A 19,936-nucleotide genomic window follows, 5' to 3' on the forward strand; every position below is an offset into this window, starting at 1 on the left:
TTAAGGAGTGACCATGCCCGAGACTTGGACCTACATCCTTCACGGCACCACGCCGGTCCCCGAGCCCAACGCCGCAGCCTGGGAGGCCTGGATGAGAGCCTCACTGGCCGACGGCAGCCGCATCGTCGCCCAAACCAATATCGGCGGCCGGTTCAGGGTCTCGACCGTATTCTCCGGCATGGACCAGGACCTGGACGTGCCCGACCGGCCAGATTTTGATCAGCCCGTGGTCTTCGAGACGGCGGTGTTTGAGAATGGGGAGCTCACGGAAACGTATCTGTACGATAGCTGGCAAGGCGCCCAGGCGGGCCACGCCAGGGTGGTCGCCGAGCTAAACGCCAAGGCCTAGGACTCCAGGTTTGGATTTTCTGCCCAACGAACTCGACCACACCTAGCGTCGCCATGATCAGGCTCTAACATAGCCCCATGCTCGCTCGTCTTCTGCGCTCACACGGCAACTATACTTTCGGCGTTACTAGCCTTAACCGAACGCCTGTCGCCGGCCGAGACGCGCCATCAGCGGACATTAGCTTGCTTCCAAGGATTGGACGTTCGGTTGGTCGCCCTCGCAGCCAGCTTGGGTCTTCGGGCACTATGCCAGCCAGCCAAGCGGCCGATAGCAAGCAGCTGTGAAGCCACCGCGCCTGGGATCTCCCCGGCGCTAGAAGGCAGGGCAGCGCCACTTGCTACATTGGCGCGCCTCCAGGCATGCGGCGTTCATCGGAGGGGCGCTTAACTCTCGCCCCGACTGAACTGGCGCCCTAGCGCCTTAGAGATCGATCTGCTCGGACATCTCGAGAGCGTCGTCCGCGTCAATGCCAAGATGCCGAGCGGCGCTCTCGAGCTTCCCATGTCCGAGTAGCGGTTGGCATGCACTCGGGTTGGCGATCATCTCGCAGGTCAGCGCATTGAGGGGCGCCACCTCTCATGACGTTCAGGAGTCGGTGTAAGCGTCCGCGGGCCTGTCTGGCTCCCAGTCAGACCCGAAGTCCGGCCGATTAGTTCCGCCGGCCACGCGGTCGAGATCCGCATCTGTCAGTTCGGAGATAATCTCGGCGCGGCGGCTGCGATCTTCGGGTGTGGTTTCAAGAGCTTCAGACCGGAGAATGAAAGGCCGATCCTTCGGGTTTGATGACATGAACAACCTCCTTTTTTGGGCTGAGAAGAAGCGGGTGTTTGGCGAGAAGGCCTACCTTCCAACGCCCGTGCAAGGACCATAAGTCTTGTCGAGATTGGCCAGATACTCGCTCAAAGGCTCCAGACCCACTTGCCTTCGACGAGCATCGACTTTAGCCGGATCCTCCAGGTTCGCCGGGGGCGTACTCGTCCCCGAAACGCACTGGGCTGCTTGCGTGGCGTAGCGTTGCGGGCGCCCTTCCTGCACGGCGACACGGTCATAGAGATTGGCGTAGCCGTTCGGCGTTTCGACACCCGCGAGCGGCTCCATCTTGGCCAGCATTTGCTTCTGGAACGTCAGATCGTTGGAGTGGTTGACGATCGATACGGCCGCCCGTTCGGCGATGGGTCCGATCTGGTTGCGGCTGAACCAGGGTCCATCGCCGATCAAGGCCTTCAGGCGGTCGGCATGAGCCCGATCAATGGGGGCGTACTTGGCCTTCCAAATCAGGTCGAGTTGCACGCGCTCGGGCTCACTGGCCACTTTACGCAGGGCGATGAAACGCTCGCGCATCTCACGGTCGACCGCACCCATGCCGGCAAGTTCGCTGATCAAGGCCTGATCGGCCTGTATCTGGGCGATTTCAGCTGTCGCCTTGGCGACGATATCCGCCGCCGCCAAGGCGGGCGCGACACCGACCGCTCCGGAGAACACCAGCAGCGCCAGCCAAAAACAAACTCGCTCTCCAAAGCGGCGTAAGCTCATGCCCTGCTCCGGAAACCTTAAGGCGTGGAATCCGCCATGCGCCCCAAGGGCTCCAGATCGCCGCCTGTGGCCGCTTCTGTGAGGCGCGCGGCGATCACGTCGGCGAAATGGCCCGCGACCTCATTCATGTTGAAGAACGACGCGGCGTACCACTGCCCCTCGGGGTTACATTCGATAAACGACCAGCGGCCTTCGTCTTCAATCAAGTCGAAGGCGCCATATTGCAATCCGCTCTCGGCGAGAAAGCGCGATGTGGCCTCAACGACAAACGGCGGGGTTTCAACATAGCTGTACTGGGCGCCATAGATTTTCCGCCCGCGCGCTTCGCCGCCGTAAAGAATACGCTCGTCAGGACGGAGTTTGTCCTCCAGGCGCCCCTTGATCGCGTAGCTGAAGGCCCGGCCGCGAAAGGCAATAACGCGGTGCTCTACCCCGCGCGGCAGCCTTTCCTGGAAAAGCGTCGGCGCTGCCTCAAACTCGGTGTCCGGGATCGCAGGAACTTCCGCGCCTTCGACGCCCATGGTGAAGAGAACGCGGTAACTGTCTATCTGACCTTCCAACTTCGGGACGTTGCGCACGGCGATCGGCTTGGCCACGATCCGAGCATGACGATCGGCAAACCGCGTCGCTTGGGCTTTGCCGACAAACCAGTTCGATTCTGGGATCACGAAGCCGCATCTGGCGGCGATCTGCATCTGTCGTATGCGGCTGCCGCTCTCGGCCACCGCGCTCAGCGTGTAAATGCTGACATCGTTGAGGGCGGCGGAAATGGTCGACATGAAGCCGCGCCACTCCGAGCGGCGGATAAACTCATCGACTGTTTCGGGGGTCCACACGCTCACCAAGGCGTTGATCTTGACGCGTGTCCAAACCACGCTAGGGCGTGGCAACTCCTCGCCGTCAAACCAGAGCCGCAGACGGCCGTCCTCGCGGACATCAAACCCTATGTCCTGGCTGGCGCAGTGATCGAGGAAGACATAGGGCGCGCCGCGCGCCTTCAACGCGCTGAGCACCGCCATCAGCTGGCCATCGTCGGATCCGCCCATAATGAGCGCGTAGGGTTCTGTCTGGCGCATGCGATCCAGTCCGAATGAGACCGAGGTGAGGGTCGGGAAGGCCCGACCCTCGTGTTTTCTCAGGAGTCTTGACCGCTGCTGGTGTCCTTGCCGCGATCGGGATCCCACTCAGGCGCATAGTCCGGGCGGTTAGTCCCGCCGGCCACGCGGTCGAGATCCGCATCCGTCAGTTCGGAGATGATCGCGGCGCGGCGGCTGCGATCTTCCGACGTCGTCTCGATGGCTTCGGATCGGAGAATGAAGGGCCGATCCTTGGGGTTTGATGACATGAACAACCTCCGTTGTCGTCACGGTCGGAGACGAAAGGCCTCCACACGGAAGGCTAGAAACGAAACCCCACATCAGTCAATCACAAATTGTGATTGACTCTCACTCATTCCTGAGGCGCAATTGCTCTTGACTGTCTCCGAAGCCGAATGGCGACGCTTTCGGATATATTGTTAAGCTTATAATTTCTCGCGCCGCGTAATCCGGATCTTTGACGCGTATCAAGGCTGGCAAAGACGAATGCTTCAAGAATCCGTTATCTGGAATGATCTTTCGTCGACGCCGACACTTTCTCAGATCAATGGATTATTCTCATCTCAATTCGAGGGTTCAGCGTTATTCGCACAGTCTAGCTGCATGGCCAGCGGCTATGGAGTCGAACTCAACCTATCAGGTTCCCTCGACCGCCTGCTGGCCTCTGCCCACGCTGATTTCGGCCCGGCCTGGCGGGTGCTGGGCGCGCTGGCGGACGAGGCCGGACAGGATCTGACCGACCTTGCACGATCATGCTGGAACCATGCGGCGGCTTTAGGCGAACCAATCGCGCGCGCCCTGGCGGCAGACCCCGACGCATCGCCTCTCGACGACGCGGCCCTGCGCCTGCGGGCGGTGGAGGCGCAGGCCGACGCCCTGCTGCTAGCTCCGCCAGCGCGGGTCGAGCAACTGTCGGACGCTCCAAGGCTACACTATGCTGAGCGCCTGATCGGCGAGAGCGGATGCCGCTACTTGATGGCTATGGCGCGGGGGCATCTGCGGCCGGCGACGGTGCGCACGCGCGATGATCGCCGAGGGCAGCAGCACGGCGGACGGATCGCCGAGGATGTCGGCTTTTCGCCCTGGCGCCAGGACCTGCTGATGAACCGCCTTTCGCGCCGCATCGCCGAAGCTTGCGGCGAGCCGGCGGCCAATGCCGAGAACCTGACCGTGGTGCGCTATCCGCCGGGTGGACTGTTCGAGGCCCACTATGACGCGGCTGAGGCCTCCTACGGCGACGATGGCGTCGGTGACGACGCCTTCGGCCCTCGGACCGTCTCGGTGATCGTCTATCTGAACGAAGGTTATGGCGGCGGCGAGACAGCGTTTCTCGCCCCGCGGCTGAAGATCAAGGGGTTCGCGGGCGACGGCGTCTTCTTCAGGAACCAGCGCCCGGACGGCGCTCACGACGATGACGCCCTGCACGCGGGCATGCCGGTTGAGAGTGGTGAGAAATGGATCGTAGTCCAGTGGTTCCGACGCAACCCCATTCACAGACTGACGATGGCGAACGCCCCGCGAGCCTCATTCGCGGACGATCGCTCCTCCCCGGTCGTTACCGACGCCTTGAGCGCGTGAACCAGTCGTTCGTCTGGACCTGGAATGGCGAGGCCGTGGAGTGTTTCGACACTCAGTTCCGCGACGACGCAATTGGCGAGACGACCTCGCGCGGCAACCGCTCAGGAAATGACTTCGTCAAGGCGCGCGCGGAGGCCGAACGCGCGCATACGACATGGTTCGACGCCGCCGGCCCGGCCCTGGAGCGCCGCTGATGCTCAAGAACCTGATCGGCATCGACGCCAAGACCTTCGACCGCGAGGTCAGAGGGCAGCGGTTCTATAAGGGCGCGGTCGCACCCGAAATCGTCAATGGCCTGTTCAGTTGGAACGAACTGAATGGCGTGCTCGACAATTCCGCCAAGTATCTCAATCGGATCAGCCTGGTGCGCGAGGACTATCGCGCCGATCGCCGGACCTTCGTCGACACCTTGGGCAGCTACGGCAAGGACCGATTGTCGGCGCCCGCCGTGCGCAAGGCGCTCAGTGAGGGCTACTCGATCCTGCTGGACGAGATCCAGGAATACTATCCGCCCGCACGGCTGCTGACCGAGGCGCTGGTCGCCGAGGTGGGCGAGCAGATCGGCATCAACGTCTATGTCTCCTGGACTGGCGACAAATGCTTCCGGACCCACTGGGACGAACACGACGTGTTCATCATCCAGACAGAGGGCGAGAAGGAGTGGACAGTCTATAAGCCGACACGAACCCACCCCACGGCGCACGACGTCGAGTTCGAGCGCCTACGGGACGACCTGGAGATCGCCTGGCAGGGCGCGATCAGGCCTGGCGACGTCCTCTACATTCCGCGCGGCTGGTGGCATCACGCCAAGTCGACCGGGGCAGGCTCGATCCACCTGACGGTCGGCTTCACCGGTCGCACCTGGCTGGACCTGATGAACTTTCTGCGCGATCGCGCCTGCGAGGCGCCGGCGTTCCGCACCGAGCTCGCGCGACCATCGCAGGACGGCGACTATCTCCAGGCCCAGAACGCATTCAAGACGCGCTTCCTGGCGTTCGTCGAGCAGCAGCTCGACCACCAGCTGGTCGATCGGTTCTGGCAGCGCCACTATGCCAGCCTGCCAACACGCTCCCACCATGCCCTGCCCCACGTCATCGAGTACGAGATCTTTCGGCGCACCGACTTCGACGTCCAGATCGCCAGCTTGGCGCCCACCATCGTACTCGAACGGCAGGTCGACAGCGTGGCCCTGGCCCTGGGTGGGAAGCGTTGGGATTTCGCCCTCGAGGCCTATCCCCTGCTCGACGCGTTAGCCGAGGGCGCGCGCAAGCGGGTCTCAGACCTGGCGGCGCTGACCCAGGACGTAATGTCCGCCGACCAGGTCTGGTCCTTCGTCTTTGAATTGGCGAATGAAGGCGTGGTGTGGCTGAATGAGCTTGGCCCGCTGGCCCAGTCCCAGCATCTCGAGACAGCTCGCTAGCGCGAGGCAGACGGAGACGACAGCCAGTGGCAGGCCTTTTCCGTAAGGAGGCTGTCGAGCACGCGACCCGTCGGTTGACCGGGGACGTCGTCTTGACGACGCCGCGATCGCTGAATGCGCTGTGCCTGGGCTTGCTGGGCTTGATCCTGGCGGTGGTCGCAGCACTGAGCGCAGCGCGGTTCGTCCGGTATGAGACCGTCTCGGGCTGGATCGTCCCCGATGCTGGCCTGATCCGCGTAACATCGCGCGGCGACGGCGTCGTGACCCAGGTGCTGGTCAAGGAAGACCAGGCCGTCCGGCCGGGAGCGCCGATCGTGCTCATCAAGCGCTCGACCGACCTGACGGGCGGTGATGCCGGTCCGGTGTTGATGACGGCGTTGGAGGACGAGAGCGCCGCCGAGATCGCCGGCGTCGACGCCGAGCAGCGGCAGGCGCAGAACCGTGGCGCTCAAATCGCCACGAAGATCGCCGACCTGCGGCGCGGGCTGGTCGAGGCTCAAGCCCGCGTCAAGATCGGTGAAGAGCAGGCGGCCATCGCTCAAGAACAGGTGCGACGCGCAGAGTCGCTTCGGCTCCAGGGGTTCCTGTCCGACGCGGCGATCGATCTGCGACGCTCCACGGCGCTGTCGGCCGCGGACAACCTCTCGCAGATGCGCGCCTCGGCCCTCGAGTATCAGAGGCAGATCAACGAGGCCGAACGCGAGGCCGCCAACCTGCCCACGACGCTGGCGGGCCTGGCGGCGCGCACCGAACAACTGAAGGCCGCGGCCGCGCAGAAACGCACGACCCTGGCGGCGGCCAACGCGGTGGCGGTGACCGCGCCGGTGGCCAGCCGCGTCGCCGCTCTGCCGGTCGAGGTAGGCCAAGCCGTTGCAGGCGGCGCCACCTTGGCGGTGCTAACCCCCGCCGGTTCGGCGATGGCGGCCGAGCTCTACATACCCTCGCGCGCCGCCGGCTTCATCCGGCCCGGCCAGAAAGTCCGGCTGATGTACCAAGCCTTCCCCTACCAGACCTTCGGGGCCGGGAACGGTATCGTCCGCACGGTCTCGCGTACGGTGCTGAACCCCACGGAGGCGCCGCCAGGCCTCAAGATTTCCGAACCGGTCTTCCGGGCTCGCGTCGACCTGGATCGGGCGACGGTCCAGGCCTATGGGCGAAGCATGCCCCTGCAGGCGGGCATGTTGCTGGAGGCCGATGTGATCCTGGATCGCCGCCCGCTGCTCGCCTGGGTGCTGGATCCGCTCTATGCCGTAGGGCGGCGTCGTTGACCGAGGCGGTGATCCCCTCCCCCTTCGGCCGCTCGCGCCTGCCCGTGATGCTGGTCTCCGAGGTCGCCGAGTGCGGCCTGGCCTGCTTGGCCATGGTGGCCAGCTTCCACGGTCACGACGTCGATCTCAATGGCTTGCGCCAGCGGTTCAGCATTTCCAGCGCCGGCGCCAATCTGCGAAGCCTGATGTCGATCGCCGACCGTCTGGGGCTTAGCAGCCGCGCCGTCCGGCTGGAGCTGGACGGCCTGGCCTCGCTATCGACCCCGGCCATCCTGCACTGGAACCTCAATCATTTCGTGGTGCTGCGCGAGGTTCGCCGCGGGCAGGCGATCATCCACGACCCAGCTTACGGCGAACGGCGGCTGCCACTTTCCGAGGTCTCCAAGGCCTTTACCGGCGTGGCGCTGGAACTGTTCCCAAGCGCAAACTTCGAGAAGATCCAGGCTAAGGCGCCGCTGCGGATGTCTATGCTCTGGAGCAGAACGCGCGGCTTGGTCGGCGCTGGGGCGCGAATCCTGTTCCTGACCGCAACCCTGCAAATCCTGGCCTTTCTGGCGCCGCTGCAGATTCAGCTGACAGTCGACCAGGTGATCGCTCACGGCGACACCGCGCTGCTGCTGGTCCTGACCCTGGCCTTTGGCGCGGTCGTGGTGCTGCAGGCCCTGACCGACGCTCTTCGCAACTGGGCCGTCCAGCTGTTTGGGAACATGTTCGCGTTTCAGGTGGTCGGCAACCTGATCCGACACCTGCTGCGTCTGCCAACGACGTTCTTCGAGCGGCGGCACGTGGGCGACATCATTTCCCGCATCAACTCCACCTCGGCGATCCAGGACCTGCTGACGCGGGGCATTGTGACCTCGCTGCTGGACGGGGTGATGGCGCTGGCGGCAGCGGCGTTGCTGTTTGCCTACTCGCCGATGATGGCCCTGGTGGTGGTCGTCGCCATGGCGATCAATGGCCTGCTGAGCGCGGTCGTCTTTCCGATCGCGCGCGCGCGCAACGAAGAGCACATGATCGCCGCCGCAAACGAGCAGTCGAGCCTGATGGAGACGGTCCGCGCGGCGACGACGATCAAGATGCTGGGCTGCGAGGCCGAGCGCGAGAGCGCTTGGCGCAATCTCTATGGCCGGGTGATCAACACGACGGTCGCCCTCCGCCGCATCGAGATCATCGGCGTCTGCCTGCAGGCGATCGTGACCGGCCTGCAAACGGTGCTGATCATCTATCTGGGCGCCAAGCTGGTGATCGAAGCGCGCGGCTTTTCCCTGGGCATGCTGTTTGCCTTCTTGTCGTTCCGCCAGACCTTTACCGACCGCACACAGTCTCTGATCCTACAGTGGTCGCAGTTCCGCCTGGCCAAGCTCCATCTGGAACGGGTGGGAGACATCGTCGCGACCAAGGCCGAGACCTTCGAGCGCTCGAGCGAAACGGAATTTGAGGGTCGTATCGTTCTTTCGGAGGTCGCCTTCCGCTACAGCGACGCCGACCCTTTGGTCTTGCGTGATCTCGACCTGAGGATCGAGCCTGGAGACTATCTGGCGATTACGGGTCCTTCAGGCGGCGGCAAGACCACCTTGCTGAAGCTGCTCCTCGGCCTCAATGAAGCCACCAGCGGCGAGGTGCGGATCGACGGGCGGCTGGCCAGTCCCCAGGCTTGGCGGCAACTGCGAGCAGCAACCGGCGTCGTCGCGCAGGACGATCGCCTGATGTCGGGATCGGTCGCTGACAATATCGCCTTCTTCGATCCGGAGCTGAACATGGAGGCCGTGCAAGCCGCCGCGACAGCCGCCCGCGTGCACGATGACATCATGGCCAAGCCGATGGGCTACATGACCATGATCGGCGACATGGGATCGGCCCTGTCGGGCGGCCAAAAGCAACGCATTCTGCTGGCCCGAGCGCTCTATCGACGCCCGCGCTTGCTGATCCTGGACGAAGGCACCGCCAACCTCGATCCCGAGACCGAGGAGATGATCGCCGATCTCGTCGCCTCGATGCCCATCACCCGCATCGTGGTCGCGCACCGGCCAGCGCTCGTTCGCCGAGCCCACCGCGTCATCAGGATCGTCGACGGCCGCATCGCTGACGAAGACGGCGCGTCCAGCAAGTTGTCACCGCTGCCGCTGAAACGCGACCGCTAGCCAAGGCTCAGCGGCAAGGGACCGCAAGCGGCAGTGGTCCAGGCGAAGGCGTCGATGTCCTGGAGGATCTTGGCGGCGCGCCGCAGGAAGGGCGTCGGATCGACGGCGCCCTCGACGATCAGGCGCGAAAACTCATCGTCCAGCGCCTGCGGGAAACAGCCCTTGCGCACCGCCCAAGGTCGTTCGAAAATCCAGCCTCCCTGCCGCACTTGCCAATAGTCGCACAACAGGTCGAGAAACCGGACGCTAGCCCCCAGGAAGTCCGCCGTCCGCGTGGCCTTGCCGCATTTCATATAGGCGTTGACCAGGGCCACGCGCTTGCGGTGCGCGCGCCAGCTCGGCGCGGGGGCGGGCCCAGCCGCCATCACCCGCCGGGCGAAGTCGGCGAACAGGTCGTAAGTGGCCCGGTCGCCGGCGACGTATAGGCTTTCGGCCACGCCAGCCACGTAGAACGGATTAGCCGCCTTTTGGCCTTGCTGCACCAGAAGGTAGGCGTCGGGCAGGCTGACGCTTCCGACTTGCAGGCACATGCCCTCGAAGACCACCTGCTCGCGCAACATGGGCGGCGCGCCGGCCTCGACAATGTAGAGGTCCAGGTCGGAAAGAGCCGACTGCTGTCCGCGGCTAAACGATCCAGCGAGAAAGGCGAACAGGAGAGCCTCGTCGCGCGCGGCGGCGTAGCGCCCGCATATTGCCGCTGCTGTCTCCGACGTCACGACATCGGGCATGTCGATAGGCCAATCGTCGGGAAGAATAGCGCCGTCAGGTCTGGGCTGAGCGAAATTGGACTTCGTCAAACGCTTGCATCTCCCGGACCGGCCGATGCGATCATCATATAAACAGTCGCGCCAGTGACAACCTGAAGTCGCTCAAAAGCGATCACTCATCTCCGCCTGCAAATAGCTGCAAGCAATCGACTTGCAACTCAAAGTCGTCCATGTTTCGATTAGTACGTAGCGGCTCGCGGCTGCCGATTTCGAGTTTCGTGGGAGCATAAGCGTTTGCGGTTTCGAGTGCTTGTGGGCGGCGCAGCGTGACAAAGCCCCTCGCGCTCGTCGCCAATCCAAAAGGCGCACTTGGTTTCGGCGAGCAGGTTGCGCGCCTTTACATCGATACCGCCGCAGGTGCGCGAACGTTTCAACTCGACCACGCCACTGTGGAAATCCTCCAGCGCTTTGCCCAGCCCACCACCGCGCAGCAGGTCATGGCTGAGACGGATGTCGAGGAAAGAGCCTATGTCTCGGACGTGATCGCCGCATTGGTGTCATGCCAGGCCTTGGTCGACGCCAGCGCTCCGCCCCTCGCCGACCCGACAGAAGGGTTGCGGCTCATGGCGCAAATGGCGCGCGCCCTGGATCGGATGGCCGGAGACCTGGCGTGTCTCGACGCGACACCCCAAACCCTCGCGCCGTTGGTTGAGCGGTTGCGCCAACTCCACGCCGATATGGGGGCCTTGGAAGCCGACGGCGATCACCATGCCAGTCACCAGGCCCGGCGCCAGCTCGAAGCGCTCGGACCAGCGACCGCCGATGTAAAGCTCAATCTCGGCGCCGGCGGAGAGCACATCGAAGGCTGGATCTCATTGGATGCGAGCCACGGCGATGTGCGCCACAACCTGATGCGTCCACTGCCGTTCGCTGACAAGTCCGTGGACTATGTGTTCGCCTCCCATGTGCTCGAACATTTGCACCACCCTCAAGGCGCACTGGGTCTGCTGGCCGAGATCGGGCGCGTGCTGAAGCCAGGGGGCGCAGCGCGCATCATCGTCCCTGACATCGCGCTCTGCCTGTCGGCCTATACGCGTGGCGATGGGCCTTTCTTCGCAGAGCGTGAGATGGCCTTGTTCGGCAGACAGCCGCGCGATGCGCCGCTGCTAGAGCGGGTCTTGCACTACGCGGGGGCTGAAGCCACGCCTGGCCTGTTCATGCGCTCGCACAAGTTCGGCTACGATCAAGCCACGCTCGTCGCCCTGATCAAGCAGGCTCGATTGGAGGCACAGCCCAGCGCCTTCATGGCGTCCAACTTTCCGCCATTGCGAATCGATGACCACAGTCGCACCGCGAGCACGGTCGTGGACGGACGCCACCTGTCGCTATTTGTCGACGCTGTCGCACCGCCGGAGCGCCTTGTCGGGCCAGGACAAACATCATGAGCCAGCTTTCGGGTCTGATCACGGCGCGCCGTTTGATGTTTCGTCTTCGACCGAAGGACCAGCGCATAAGGCTGGACGACGCCATGCCATGGACCGCCGAGGCCATGGTCGACCACTGGCGCGAGGATACGCCCCAGGATCCCGGCCGCGCCGTCAGGATCCTTAAAACCGGACGCGCCGCACCACGTTTCGAGGACGAGCAGTGATCGAACTTCTGACCGGCGTCGCCCCCGCCAGCTTCGACCGCGATATCCGGGGACGTACCTGGCGCCTGCTGCGCGCCCAGAGCGCCGACGTCAGCAAGCTGTTTGACTGGGACGGGCTCAACAGCGTGCTGGATATGTCGGACACCTATGTCAGCAAGATCATGGTCCGAAAGGAAGGCGCGGCGCTGGAGCCAAAGCTCTATACGACCCCAAACGCCCAAGGCTTTCCCGCCATTTCCCCCGCGGCGCTCAGAAGGTGTCTCCAGGAAGGCTATTCCCTGGTGCTCAATGAACTGCACACCTATCACCGCGCCACCCGTCGCCTTTGCGAGGCCCTGACCGAGGATCTCGGCGAGAGCGTGGGTGTGAACGCCTATGTATCGTGGAAGGCGGATCGTTGTTTCACGACCCACTGGGATTCGCACGACGCGCTAATCATTCAGACGGCCGGCGCCAAGGAGTGGTCTGTCTTCAAGCCGACGCGTCAGTTTCCGATGGCCACCGATGTGGCCTTCGACCGAGATGTGGAAGGCCTCGAACTGTGTTGGTGCGGCGTGCTCCGCCCCGGTGATGTGCTCTACCTGCCGCGGGGCTGGTGGCACCATGCCAAATCGACAGGCGCGGGATCGATCCACCTGACGGCGGGCTTTCGCAATCGCCGCGTTGTGGATCTGGTGAGTTATCTGATCGCCAAGGCCTCGGCCGAACCGGTGTTTCGCGCTGATCTTTTGCGCCCGAGTTCAGCCTCCGACGAGGCCTGCGGGCACGTGATTGACGATCTAGCGGCGTTCTTCACCAAGCAGCTGACACCCGCGCTCATCGACGAATTTTGGAACCACGCCTATGGCGAACTGCCCCGACGGGCCGCCAATCGCCTACCCGCCCTGATCGATCCAGAAACCTTTCACGCCGAGGACCGGCTTGTGCAGTTCGCCGGCCTGGCCCCGCACACGGCGCTGGAGGTTACGGAGACAGACTTCAACTTCTGCCTGGGCGAGCGCAAATGGCACCTTGATCTGCGCGCCTATAGCCTTGTGAGCCAGCTTCTTGACGGTGAATCCCATTGGGTCTCGCACCTTGTGCGCGACGCGCCCGGCGGGCTGATAGAGGAAGAGGTGCGCACCCTGACCTACGAGCTTGCGAACGAAGGGGTGCTGATCCTGGCTTAGCTTTGCCACACCGTACGGCCCCGCCGCAGCTTCTCGGCAACAGATCATGGGCCGGCGCTACGCCAGACGCTACCCGCCAAGACGCGCCAAAAGCGATCTTAGGACCGCTTCCAGGAACCGGACGTTCAGCATCAAGGTCGAGAAGACTGGTATCGCCCTTGTTAGGCCTTGCCCACGACCGGCCGCGTGCTGATGAGAGAGGCGACGCAGATGATTGTTGTTCCTGTTCGTAGTCTTGTGGGCTGTACGCTTGCCCTTGCGCTGATCGGTTGCGGAGGCCCCTCGAGCGATAAGAGCGCCGCGACCGACCACGACCCGGTCAAGAGCGAGGGAAAAGCCCAAACAGCTTCTGCGGAGGCCCGGGCCTATGTCGCCCAGTTCACGAAGAAGGACCCGGAGGCGTGCTTCAAAAAGGATGTGGCGCTTCAACAGCCGACGCTGAAAGGCCCCGCTGGGGCCATCGGCGCACGGGTCCCGCCGACGCGCGTGATCGTGATGATCGACGGTTCCGGTTCGATGGCCGGACGAATGGGCGGCCGGACCAAGCTCGAACTGGCGCGGGAGGCGGCGCTGGGCTTTGTCGATGGACTGCCCGCGTCGGTGCAGACGTCTCTGCTGGTCTTCGGCCAACAGGGAAACAACAGCCAGGCCGGCAAGGCGAAATCCTGCTCGACCATCGACGTGCTCGCGCCGATGTCGGCGGACCGGGGGAGCCTCCGCACGGCGCTGGGACAGGTCCGCGCGGTCGGCTGGACGCCGCTCGCCGCCGGGCTCGATCGCGCCGAGGCGCTGCTGGCCGCCTCCGCCATCCCCGGAGAGCAGGTCATCTATGTCGTGTCGGACGGGGAAGAGACCTGCGGCGGCGATCCCGTAGACGTCGCCCGTCGGATCAACAGCGGCCGCACGCGGGCGATCGTCAATGTTGTCGGTTTCAAACTGCCGTCGGGCGAGGCCGCCAAACTGACCGCGGTCGCGCGCGCGGGCGGCGGCGGGTTCGTCAACCTGTCCAACGAGACGGAGCTCGAGAGATCGGCGCAAGTGCGGGAATGGATGCGGCGATCGGACAACCACGTCGCGACCTGGACGGCCACCAGCGACAATCACGTTGCGACCAGCAGCGCCATCAGCGACACCCATGTATGCATCAGCGGTCTCGTCTCCGAAGAGCATGTCGCTATGTCCCGTGACCTCTCGGATCGCCAGGTGGCTGGCCGACCCTTATCCTTCGCGGAGGAAGCCAGAGCCTTATTGAAAGCGCGCCACGATGCGCTGCGGGCGAGGGACAAGGCCTATCGGGCCGAACTCACCAACGCAGAGGCTAGGGCAAAACGGAGCATCGATTCAGCGGCGAATGCGAACCGCTGAACAGCCCTCCTATCCTCCAGGCAAGGTCCACAGCCCACCCTGCCCTGCAATCTCAAAGGCTGCTCTGCTCCTGAGCCGCGCCAATTCTGACATTGGCGCAACTCCATAAACCTGCCGTTCAACCCTGGGCCCTGATCGTACTCCATTAAAACGCTGAGTTTGATCTTCACCGCGCACGTATGCTCAGCGGCTCGTCGCCTCAGGTCCCAAGCGCAAATGCCAAGGGAGGCCGCGCGCTCCGCACGGCCTCCCATTTTGAGTTATTCGCCCGAGCCGCGCCTAGTGGCGGCCTTCGGCGAACTCCTCGACCATCTTGGTGCAGAAGGCCGGCAGGTCGTCGGGCTTGCGCGAGGTGACCAGGCCGTCGTCGACCACCACTTCCTGGTCGACCCAGTTGGCGCCGGCGTTCTTCAGGTCGACCGCCAGAGACGGCCACGAGGTCATGTCCTTGCCCTCGACGGCGCCGGCGTTGATGAGGGTCCAGGGCCCGTGGCAGATCGCGGCGATTGGCTTCTTGGTCATCACGAAGTGCTTGATGAAGTCGATCGCCTTGGGCTCCAGCCGCAGGGCGTCGGGGTTCATCACCCCGCCCGGCAGGACGATGGAATCGTAGTCCTCGGGCTTAGCGGCCGACAGTTCGCGATCGACAGGCACCGTGCGGCCCTTGTCGTGGTGCTCCCAGCCCTGGATCTGCCCGCCCTTGGGCGAGATGACCTCGACAACGGCTCCGGCGGCCTTCAGGGCCTCGACCGGCTTTTCCAGCTCCGACTGCTCGAAGCCGTCGGTGGCGAGCACGGCGACCTTGCGGCCGGCCAGGGTTTGATCGGTCATGGGAGAGTTCCTCGGTAGGCGACGGGGGCTAAGTCTTGGCGGAAACCCGGGCAGGCGAGCGTCGGTTCCGCTCGACCCCATCAACGCTTGTCAGGACGCCATTTTGGGGACGGCCGACATGATCGCCCCCATGGCCCCCGATGGCGGAACTTGATCGCGAGGAAAGGCGCCCGTTTCCAGAACCCGTTGCAGCTCCATTCGCGCGCGGCAGACCCGGCTCTTCACGGTTCCGATCGCAACGCCCATGATCTCGGCGGCCTCTTCATAGGACAGGCCGCCAGCTCCCACGAGGATCAGGGCCTCGCGCTGGCTGCCGGCCAGGACGTTCAACGCCTGGCGCACATCGTCCAGCTCCAGGACCCCATCCGTTTGAGCCACGCCCACGAGCGTGGCTTCGGCGACCGTGGGCTCAAGGGCGCACCATCGCCAGTCGCGGCGCTTCTCTGAGAAGTACTGGTTGCGCACGATCTGGAAGGTCCAAGCCTTCAGGTTCGTGCCCATCTGGAAACTTTCGCGACTTCTAAGCGCCTTCGCCAAGGCTTCCTGGACGAGGTCATCGGCCCGTATCGGATCCCCGCACAGCGAGCGGGCGAAGGCTCGCATCGACGGGATGATCGCGATCAACGCGTTTTCGAAGTTATTCTGTGACGATCCAATCGTGCCCATGATTCAGTGCGCCGTCTTGCCAATCCAGCAACGCCCGCCCCTTTTTGCGGACCTTCAGGCGCTCTCCCTAAACGCCAAGCCGGGCCATGGCGGTTCCAAGGGGACAGCAAAATCTCCATCGCCGTGACGCTGACGTCCAGCGCGCGCAAGTAGATCCACGCGCTGCTTGAGGCGTGGATGCGAGCACCAACGGGATCGTCAGGCAGCGCGGCGCAACGGTCGCGCGTGCCCCGATTAGTGTTGCGCGTGATGCTCGGCGTTGCGCTTGCGCGTGGCGGCCGCCTTCTTGGCCGAAGCCGAGCGCTCGGCGGCGCTGCGGTGGGCCGAGGCCTCGCCACCCGCCTCGCCGCCCTTGTGGGCTGCGGGATGGACCGTGGACTTGCCGCGTCCAGAGCCCCCTCCTTCTTGCCGCCGCCGTCGTCCTTGACGGTAGCCCAGGCTCGGCGTTCGGCTTCCGTCTCCGACACGCCCTTGGCCTCGTAGCCTTCGGCGATGTGATCGGCCTTACGTTCCTGCTTGTCGGTGTACTTGGATTTTTCGCCTTGCGGCATCTGGCGTCTCGGTGGATTGGTTTCCAACGCCCACGAAATTCTTGATCAGCCTGCCTGTTCCTACAGCAAAGTCAGTCCCTTACGGCGTTTAACATGTCGCATTTCCGACAGAGGAACATGCGGCTGACATCCATCGTTTGCCCTCTCGCCACGTCCATCGGCGCGGCCCAGCAAGATGGGAAGCAGACGACCATGAACGAGAACCGCGACAATCAAGGCTTGCAGCAACAGCCCAACGACGCCCAACGCCAGCAGGCCGGGCAGCAAAACCAGCAGGGCGGCACGCGCCAACCCCAACAGCAAGACCAAAACCCCCAACAGGCCCAACCGGGCCAGCAAAACCAGCAGGCCGATCGTGATCGCCGCCCCAACGAGGGAATCGAAGGCACGGATCAAGACGGCCTGAACGACGGTGGCGTCACCGGCGGTAACGGCGACATCCGTCCGGGCCGCACCGGCGATGGCGGCGCCGAGCGCTGACGCTTTGAGGGGCCGCTCCTAGAGCGGCCCCATCCACGATCCCGAAACATGCCCTGGTTGGCGAGCGACGCCGCTCACGCCATCCGCGGGCGAAACCGAGGCGACAATGACCTGCGTTTTTGAGGTCTCCCCGTTTGAAGGGGGCTGGTCGGTCAAGCTCTGCGACACCGGTGAAGTTCTGTTCTTCGAGACAGGCGGCCAAGCCGAGCGTGAAGCCAGGCGGCTGGCGGCAAAGCATCCCGGCGGCGCGCGCGTTCGTGTCCTGGACCTGCGTCGCCGGTTGGCCGGAGAGTGGTCGTCGCAGGGCGAAGCGATCGTACCCGCAGTCGCCACCCTAGGGTCGCAAGCCCTGGCTTAGCCGCACGCTCATCCAGAGATCCAGACGAAGCCGAGGTCCACGGCGACTTCACCGCGCTCGGCGGGAAGAGGGCCGTCGAGCAGACCGGAAAGCGGTCATAGTCGAAGGCCGGGCCAGATGGCGGAGACGCCGCGGCGGTCGGCGACATGTTTAAGAGCGATGCGGCGCACCGGTGAGGCTTCTTGACGGGATGAGCCGCCAGGTGCGCGTACCGTTCGGTGGAGTTGTGGCTTCGGTGCCCAAGAGCGCGCCTGTGACCAGAGACTGTTCCCAGTATTGGCTCCGAAGCTGGCGAAGGAGTGCCGCAGATCATGGATCCGCACACCCTCGCCACTGGCAGACTTGCGGACGCGAACCCAAACCTTCTGCAGGCTGACGATGTGCCCTGCCCCTCCAGGGTCAGGCAGGAAATATGGGTTTCCGACAACCTCTGGAACCGAGCGCAGCAAGGTCACCACCGTGTCGCCGATATGTACGACCTTCGCGCCGGTCTTTCTGCCTGGAAGGCGCAGGCACTTGTTGGCGACGTCGAGATAGCTGCGCTTGAGCGTGAGGATCTCGTTTCATCGACATGTCCGCCGCCTTCTAACGAAAGTATACCATAAGTACTAAAGCAAACGCCTGTCGGCTGGCGCCGCGTGGTGGAAAGCTGAATAGCGAAGATAGGTTTTACCCTTGTCAGGGGGCCAGCCGCTGCGACGCGAAAAGGTCGCTCAGCGCCAATTGCTGCCGTTGGCGTAGCTCCAGGAACACGACATTCACGAGCCGGCGTGCGGGGAACTTCGCCGCTACGCGGATCGAATTCGCGAGCTAGAGGTCGATCTGCTCAGACATCTCGAGGGCGTCGTCGACCTCGATGCTCAGATACCGAACCGTACTCCCCAGCTCTGGCGCCCAAGGCGTAACTGGCAGGCGCGCAGATTGCCGGTCTTCTTGTAGATCAGCGCGACCTTGGTTCGCCTGAGACTGCGAGTCCCGTAAGTCCGCGGTTCGAGCTCAATCATCGTTACCTATTTGCCCACCAGCCGGGCGTTCTGACGTGATCGCCTGATCGACTAACGTGAGGCTCGCCATACCTATGCGTGCGCGCCCTAGTGGAGCCCAATATTCTGGCGCCACGCCTCCAGCATCTCAGCCACCTTCACATCAGGCGTGCCGTCCCGGCGGAACGCCCACCAGACAAGAGCGCCCTGCCACAAGCTTAACATCTGCCAGCCAAGCTGAACGCTTCTTGCTGGGTCGTCACAGAGGCGCCGCCCGAGCGTGTGGGCAAGGCGCGCACCCCATTCAGCGCCCCGTGCGCGCAGGACGGGATTAAGGATATCCTCGCGCAGCAGCAGCAGCCCGTCGGTGAAATCGTACTCGGCGGTCTTCGAGTTAGTCAGGCGCGTCAGAAGCCTGATCGCCCCGGCAGGATTTAGCGCGGCCTCCGCGTCAGCGTCGGCGGTCGCTTCGTCCAGTTGATCCCATGCCCGGAGAAGGACGGCCTCCACCATCCCCGCGCGGGTTCCGAAGCGTTGCACCAAGGTCGCCGCCGCCAGACCGGCGGCCTCCGACGCCTTAGCGAAAGTTAGCCCCGAGGGACCGTGCTCCATCATGGCGGTCATGAGGTTGCTGAGCAGAAGCTCGTCGGAAATGGTCTTGCGTCGGCTCACGATTCAATAATAAACGAATGATCGTTCATAATCAAGCGAGGGACGGAATGGCCAGGATTCTCGGCTATATCGCGGCCAGCCTCGACGGCTTCATCGCCGCGCCAGACGACAGTTTGGACTGGCTGTTCAAGTACGACGGCATGGACCTGGGTGAGCACGACTACAGCCTCTTCCTGCAGCAGATCCGCACCGTCGTCATGGGACGCGGCACATACGACTTTGTCGCAAAGCAGCCGGAGCCCTGGGCCTATGATCAACAGAGAGTGATCGTGGTCACGTCCCGACCGATCACCAATCCGAAAGGCCCTCTCGAAACCCGCAGCGACATTGACGCGCTGATCGCCGAACTCCGGAGCCTGGAAGATGGGAATGCCTGGATGCTCGGCGGAGGAACTTTGCAGATGGCCTTCATGGAGCGCGGCGCGATCGATGAGATCGAAGTCTACGTCATGCCCGAGCTCATTGGCGGCGGTAAGCCGCTCTTTCCCCCAACCGGTTTCCAGGCGAGCCCGAAGCTCCTGAGCGCGCAAGCCTTAGACAAGGGCTGCGTTCGCCTTCACTACACGTTCTCGGGCATTGGCGCGGGCTGAGGTTTCGGCGATGGATAGTGGTAGATTTGGCCGAGGGCCTGATTACCACCCTTCCCTACTCATCTCGAAGTCCGCCTTTTCGGCGCGGTCGCGCCAATTGCTGAGGCAAGCGCCGCAGCTGACGCTGTCGGTCGCCTAAGCCGTCAGTTGGCCTATCCGCCCATCTCGGCGATGGGTTGTCGATTGGGCCTGCGGATCCAGAAATGACCTTGGACGGCTAGCGAGGGTAGCTACGCCATCCCCTAGAATTCTTCCCAGTCGTCGCGGCTTGCGCCGACGGCCTTGGCCAGCTTGGCCTGGGCGGCGGCGACCGGGTTGGCGCCCGGACGATGGGTCGCGCCGGCCAGGGACGGGCCCTTGGAGACCGGAGTGTGAGACGGGCGCGCCGGGGCCGGAGCGGCCGGGCGACGGGGCGTCGAGCGCGAGACGCTGGCCGAGCCACCCGAGGCGCCGACGCGGAACTTCGAGATCATCTGCATCAGATTGCCGGCCTCGCCCTTCAGGGCGTGCGAGGCGGCGGTCGATTG

General features: G+C 64.0%; 20 protein-coding genes and 3 pseudogenes. 13 read left to right on the top strand and 10 right to left on the bottom strand.

Annotated features, from left to right (window positions below):
• The first annotated feature begins 13 nt into the window (after positions 1-13).
• Positions 14-349 carry a hypothetical protein gene (locus AC07NF_RS25965; protein ID WP_492811928.1) on the top strand — a complete coding sequence of 112 codons (336 nt, stop codon included), beginning with the start codon at positions 14-16 and terminating at the stop codon, positions 347-349.
• A 420-nt stretch (positions 350-769) separates the two neighbouring features.
• Here the strand turns inward: AC07NF_RS25965 and AC07NF_RS25970 are convergent.
• The 4 genes and pseudogenes from AC07NF_RS25970 to AC07NF_RS25985 form a co-directional block, all read right to left on the bottom strand.
• Positions 770-883, bottom strand: a pseudogene (locus AC07NF_RS25970) (integrase); the annotation flags it as partial.
• A 306-nt stretch (positions 884-1,189) separates the two neighbouring features.
• The gene (locus AC07NF_RS25975) at positions 1,190-1,882 is read right to left on the bottom strand and encodes a DUF6624 domain-containing protein (RefSeq protein ID WP_492811929.1); all 693 of its coding nucleotides are present in this window, start codon (positions 1,880-1,882) and stop codon (positions 1,190-1,192) included.
• 17 nt (positions 1,883-1,899) lie between these two features.
• A complete protein-coding gene (locus AC07NF_RS25980) occupies positions 1,900-2,958 on the bottom strand; it encodes an MvdC/MvdD family ATP grasp protein (protein WP_494633910.1) in 1,059 nt (352 codons plus the stop codon).
• 59 nt (positions 2,959-3,017) lie between these two features.
• The gene (locus AC07NF_RS25985; protein ID WP_492811933.1) at positions 3,018-3,227 is read right to left on the bottom strand and encodes a hypothetical protein; all 210 of its coding nucleotides are present in this window, start codon (positions 3,225-3,227) and stop codon (positions 3,018-3,020) included.
• Between the two features lie 238 nt (positions 3,228-3,465).
• Here AC07NF_RS25985 and AC07NF_RS25990 point away from each other — a divergent pair, with 238 nt between their 5' ends.
• From AC07NF_RS25990 to AC07NF_RS26010, 5 genes are all read left to right on the top strand, one after another.
• Entirely contained in the window at positions 3,466-4,557 is a 1,092-nt protein-coding gene (locus AC07NF_RS25990; protein WP_492811935.1) for a prolyl hydroxylase family protein, read from the top strand.
• A complete protein-coding gene (locus AC07NF_RS25995) occupies positions 4,554-4,751 on the top strand; it encodes a hypothetical protein (RefSeq protein ID WP_492811937.1) in 198 nt (65 codons plus the stop codon). The genes AC07NF_RS25990 and AC07NF_RS25995 overlap by 4 nt, the downstream gene beginning before the upstream one ends.
• Positions 4,751-5,977: a JmjC domain-containing protein gene (locus AC07NF_RS26000; protein ID WP_492811939.1), complete on the top strand. Its 1,227-nt coding sequence runs from the start codon at positions 4,751-4,753 to the stop codon at positions 5,975-5,977. The genes AC07NF_RS25995 and AC07NF_RS26000 overlap by 1 nt, the downstream gene beginning before the upstream one ends.
• Before the next feature lie 92 nt (positions 5,978-6,069).
• Positions 6,070-7,245 carry an HlyD family secretion protein gene (locus AC07NF_RS26005; RefSeq protein ID WP_492811940.1) on the top strand — a complete coding sequence of 392 codons (1,176 nt, stop codon included), beginning with the start codon at positions 6,070-6,072 and terminating at the stop codon, positions 7,243-7,245.
• The gene (locus AC07NF_RS26010; protein WP_492811942.1) at positions 7,242-9,386 is read left to right on the top strand and encodes a peptidase domain-containing ABC transporter; all 2,145 of its coding nucleotides are present in this window, start codon (positions 7,242-7,244) and stop codon (positions 9,384-9,386) included. Before AC07NF_RS26005 ends, AC07NF_RS26010 begins: the two co-directional genes overlap by 4 nt.
• Here the strand turns inward: AC07NF_RS26010 and AC07NF_RS26015 are convergent.
• On the bottom strand, positions 9,383-10,183 hold the full coding sequence (locus AC07NF_RS26015; protein ID WP_494633913.1) for a hypothetical protein: 801 nt from the start codon (positions 10,181-10,183) through the stop codon (positions 9,383-9,385). The genes AC07NF_RS26010 and AC07NF_RS26015 overlap by 4 nt on opposite strands.
• A gap of 236 nt (positions 10,184-10,419) precedes the next feature.
• Between AC07NF_RS26015 and AC07NF_RS26020 the strand changes: the two genes are divergently transcribed.
• The 4 genes from AC07NF_RS26020 (at position 10,420) to AC07NF_RS26035 (ending at position 14,278) form a co-directional block, all read left to right on the top strand.
• Complete coding sequence (locus AC07NF_RS26020) at positions 10,420-11,538, top strand: class I SAM-dependent methyltransferase (protein WP_492811945.1); 1,119 nt, start codon at positions 10,420-10,422, stop codon at positions 11,536-11,538.
• Positions 11,535-11,744, top strand: coding sequence for a hypothetical protein (locus tag AC07NF_RS26025; RefSeq protein WP_492811947.1), 210 nt, complete (start codon positions 11,535-11,537; stop codon positions 11,742-11,744). Before AC07NF_RS26020 ends, AC07NF_RS26025 begins: the two co-directional genes overlap by 4 nt.
• On the top strand, positions 11,741-12,913 hold the full coding sequence (locus tag AC07NF_RS26030; protein WP_492811949.1) for a JmjC domain-containing protein: 1,173 nt from the start codon (positions 11,741-11,743) through the stop codon (positions 12,911-12,913). Before AC07NF_RS26025 ends, AC07NF_RS26030 begins: the two co-directional genes overlap by 4 nt.
• Before the next feature lie 168 nt (positions 12,914-13,081).
• On the top strand, positions 13,082-14,278 hold the full coding sequence (locus tag AC07NF_RS26035; RefSeq protein ID WP_494633916.1) for a vWA domain-containing protein: 1,197 nt from the start codon (positions 13,082-13,084) through the stop codon (positions 14,276-14,278).
• Positions 14,279-14,557: 279 nt separating this feature from the next.
• Here the strand turns inward: AC07NF_RS26035 and AC07NF_RS26040 are convergent, their stop codons facing one another.
• Positions 14,558-15,109, bottom strand: a complete 552-nt coding sequence (locus AC07NF_RS26040) for a type 1 glutamine amidotransferase domain-containing protein (RefSeq protein WP_492811953.1) — start codon at positions 15,107-15,109, stop codon at positions 14,558-14,560.
• A gap of 90 nt (positions 15,110-15,199) precedes the next feature.
• Positions 15,200-15,775, bottom strand: coding sequence for a sigma-70 family RNA polymerase sigma factor (locus tag AC07NF_RS26045; protein WP_492811955.1), 576 nt, complete (start codon positions 15,773-15,775; stop codon positions 15,200-15,202).
• Positions 15,776-16,518: 743 nt separating this feature from the next.
• Here AC07NF_RS26045 and AC07NF_RS26050 point away from each other — a divergent pair.
• Positions 16,519-16,806, top strand: coding sequence for a hypothetical protein (locus tag AC07NF_RS26050; protein ID WP_492811957.1), 288 nt, complete (start codon positions 16,519-16,521; stop codon positions 16,804-16,806).
• Between the two features lie 106 nt (positions 16,807-16,912).
• The gene (locus AC07NF_RS26055) at positions 16,913-17,164 is read left to right on the top strand and encodes a hypothetical protein (protein ID WP_494633919.1); all 252 of its coding nucleotides are present in this window, start codon (positions 16,913-16,915) and stop codon (positions 17,162-17,164) included.
• Between the two features lie 810 nt (positions 17,165-17,974).
• On the opposite strand, the pseudogene AC07NF_RS26060 reads toward AC07NF_RS26055, so the two are convergent.
• Together AC07NF_RS26060 and AC07NF_RS26065 are read right to left on the bottom strand one after the other, a co-directional pair.
• Positions 17,975-18,207, bottom strand: a pseudogene (locus AC07NF_RS26060) (site-specific integrase); the annotation flags it as partial.
• A 48-nt stretch (positions 18,208-18,255) separates the two neighbouring features.
• Entirely contained in the window at positions 18,256-18,819 is a 564-nt protein-coding gene (locus AC07NF_RS26065; protein WP_492811959.1) for a hypothetical protein, read from the bottom strand.
• A gap of 47 nt (positions 18,820-18,866) precedes the next feature.
• Here AC07NF_RS26065 and AC07NF_RS26070 point away from each other — a divergent pair, with 47 nt between their 5' ends.
• Complete coding sequence (locus AC07NF_RS26070) at positions 18,867-19,409, top strand: dihydrofolate reductase family protein (RefSeq protein ID WP_494633921.1); 543 nt, start codon at positions 18,867-18,869, stop codon at positions 19,407-19,409.
• A gap of 242 nt (positions 19,410-19,651) precedes the next feature.
• Here AC07NF_RS26070 and AC07NF_RS26075 read toward each other — a convergent pair.
• Positions 19,652-19,936: pseudogene (locus tag AC07NF_RS26075) on the bottom strand (methyl-accepting chemotaxis protein); the annotation flags it as partial.

Source organism: Caulobacter sp. GW821-FHT10A06, from assembly GCF_059415805.1.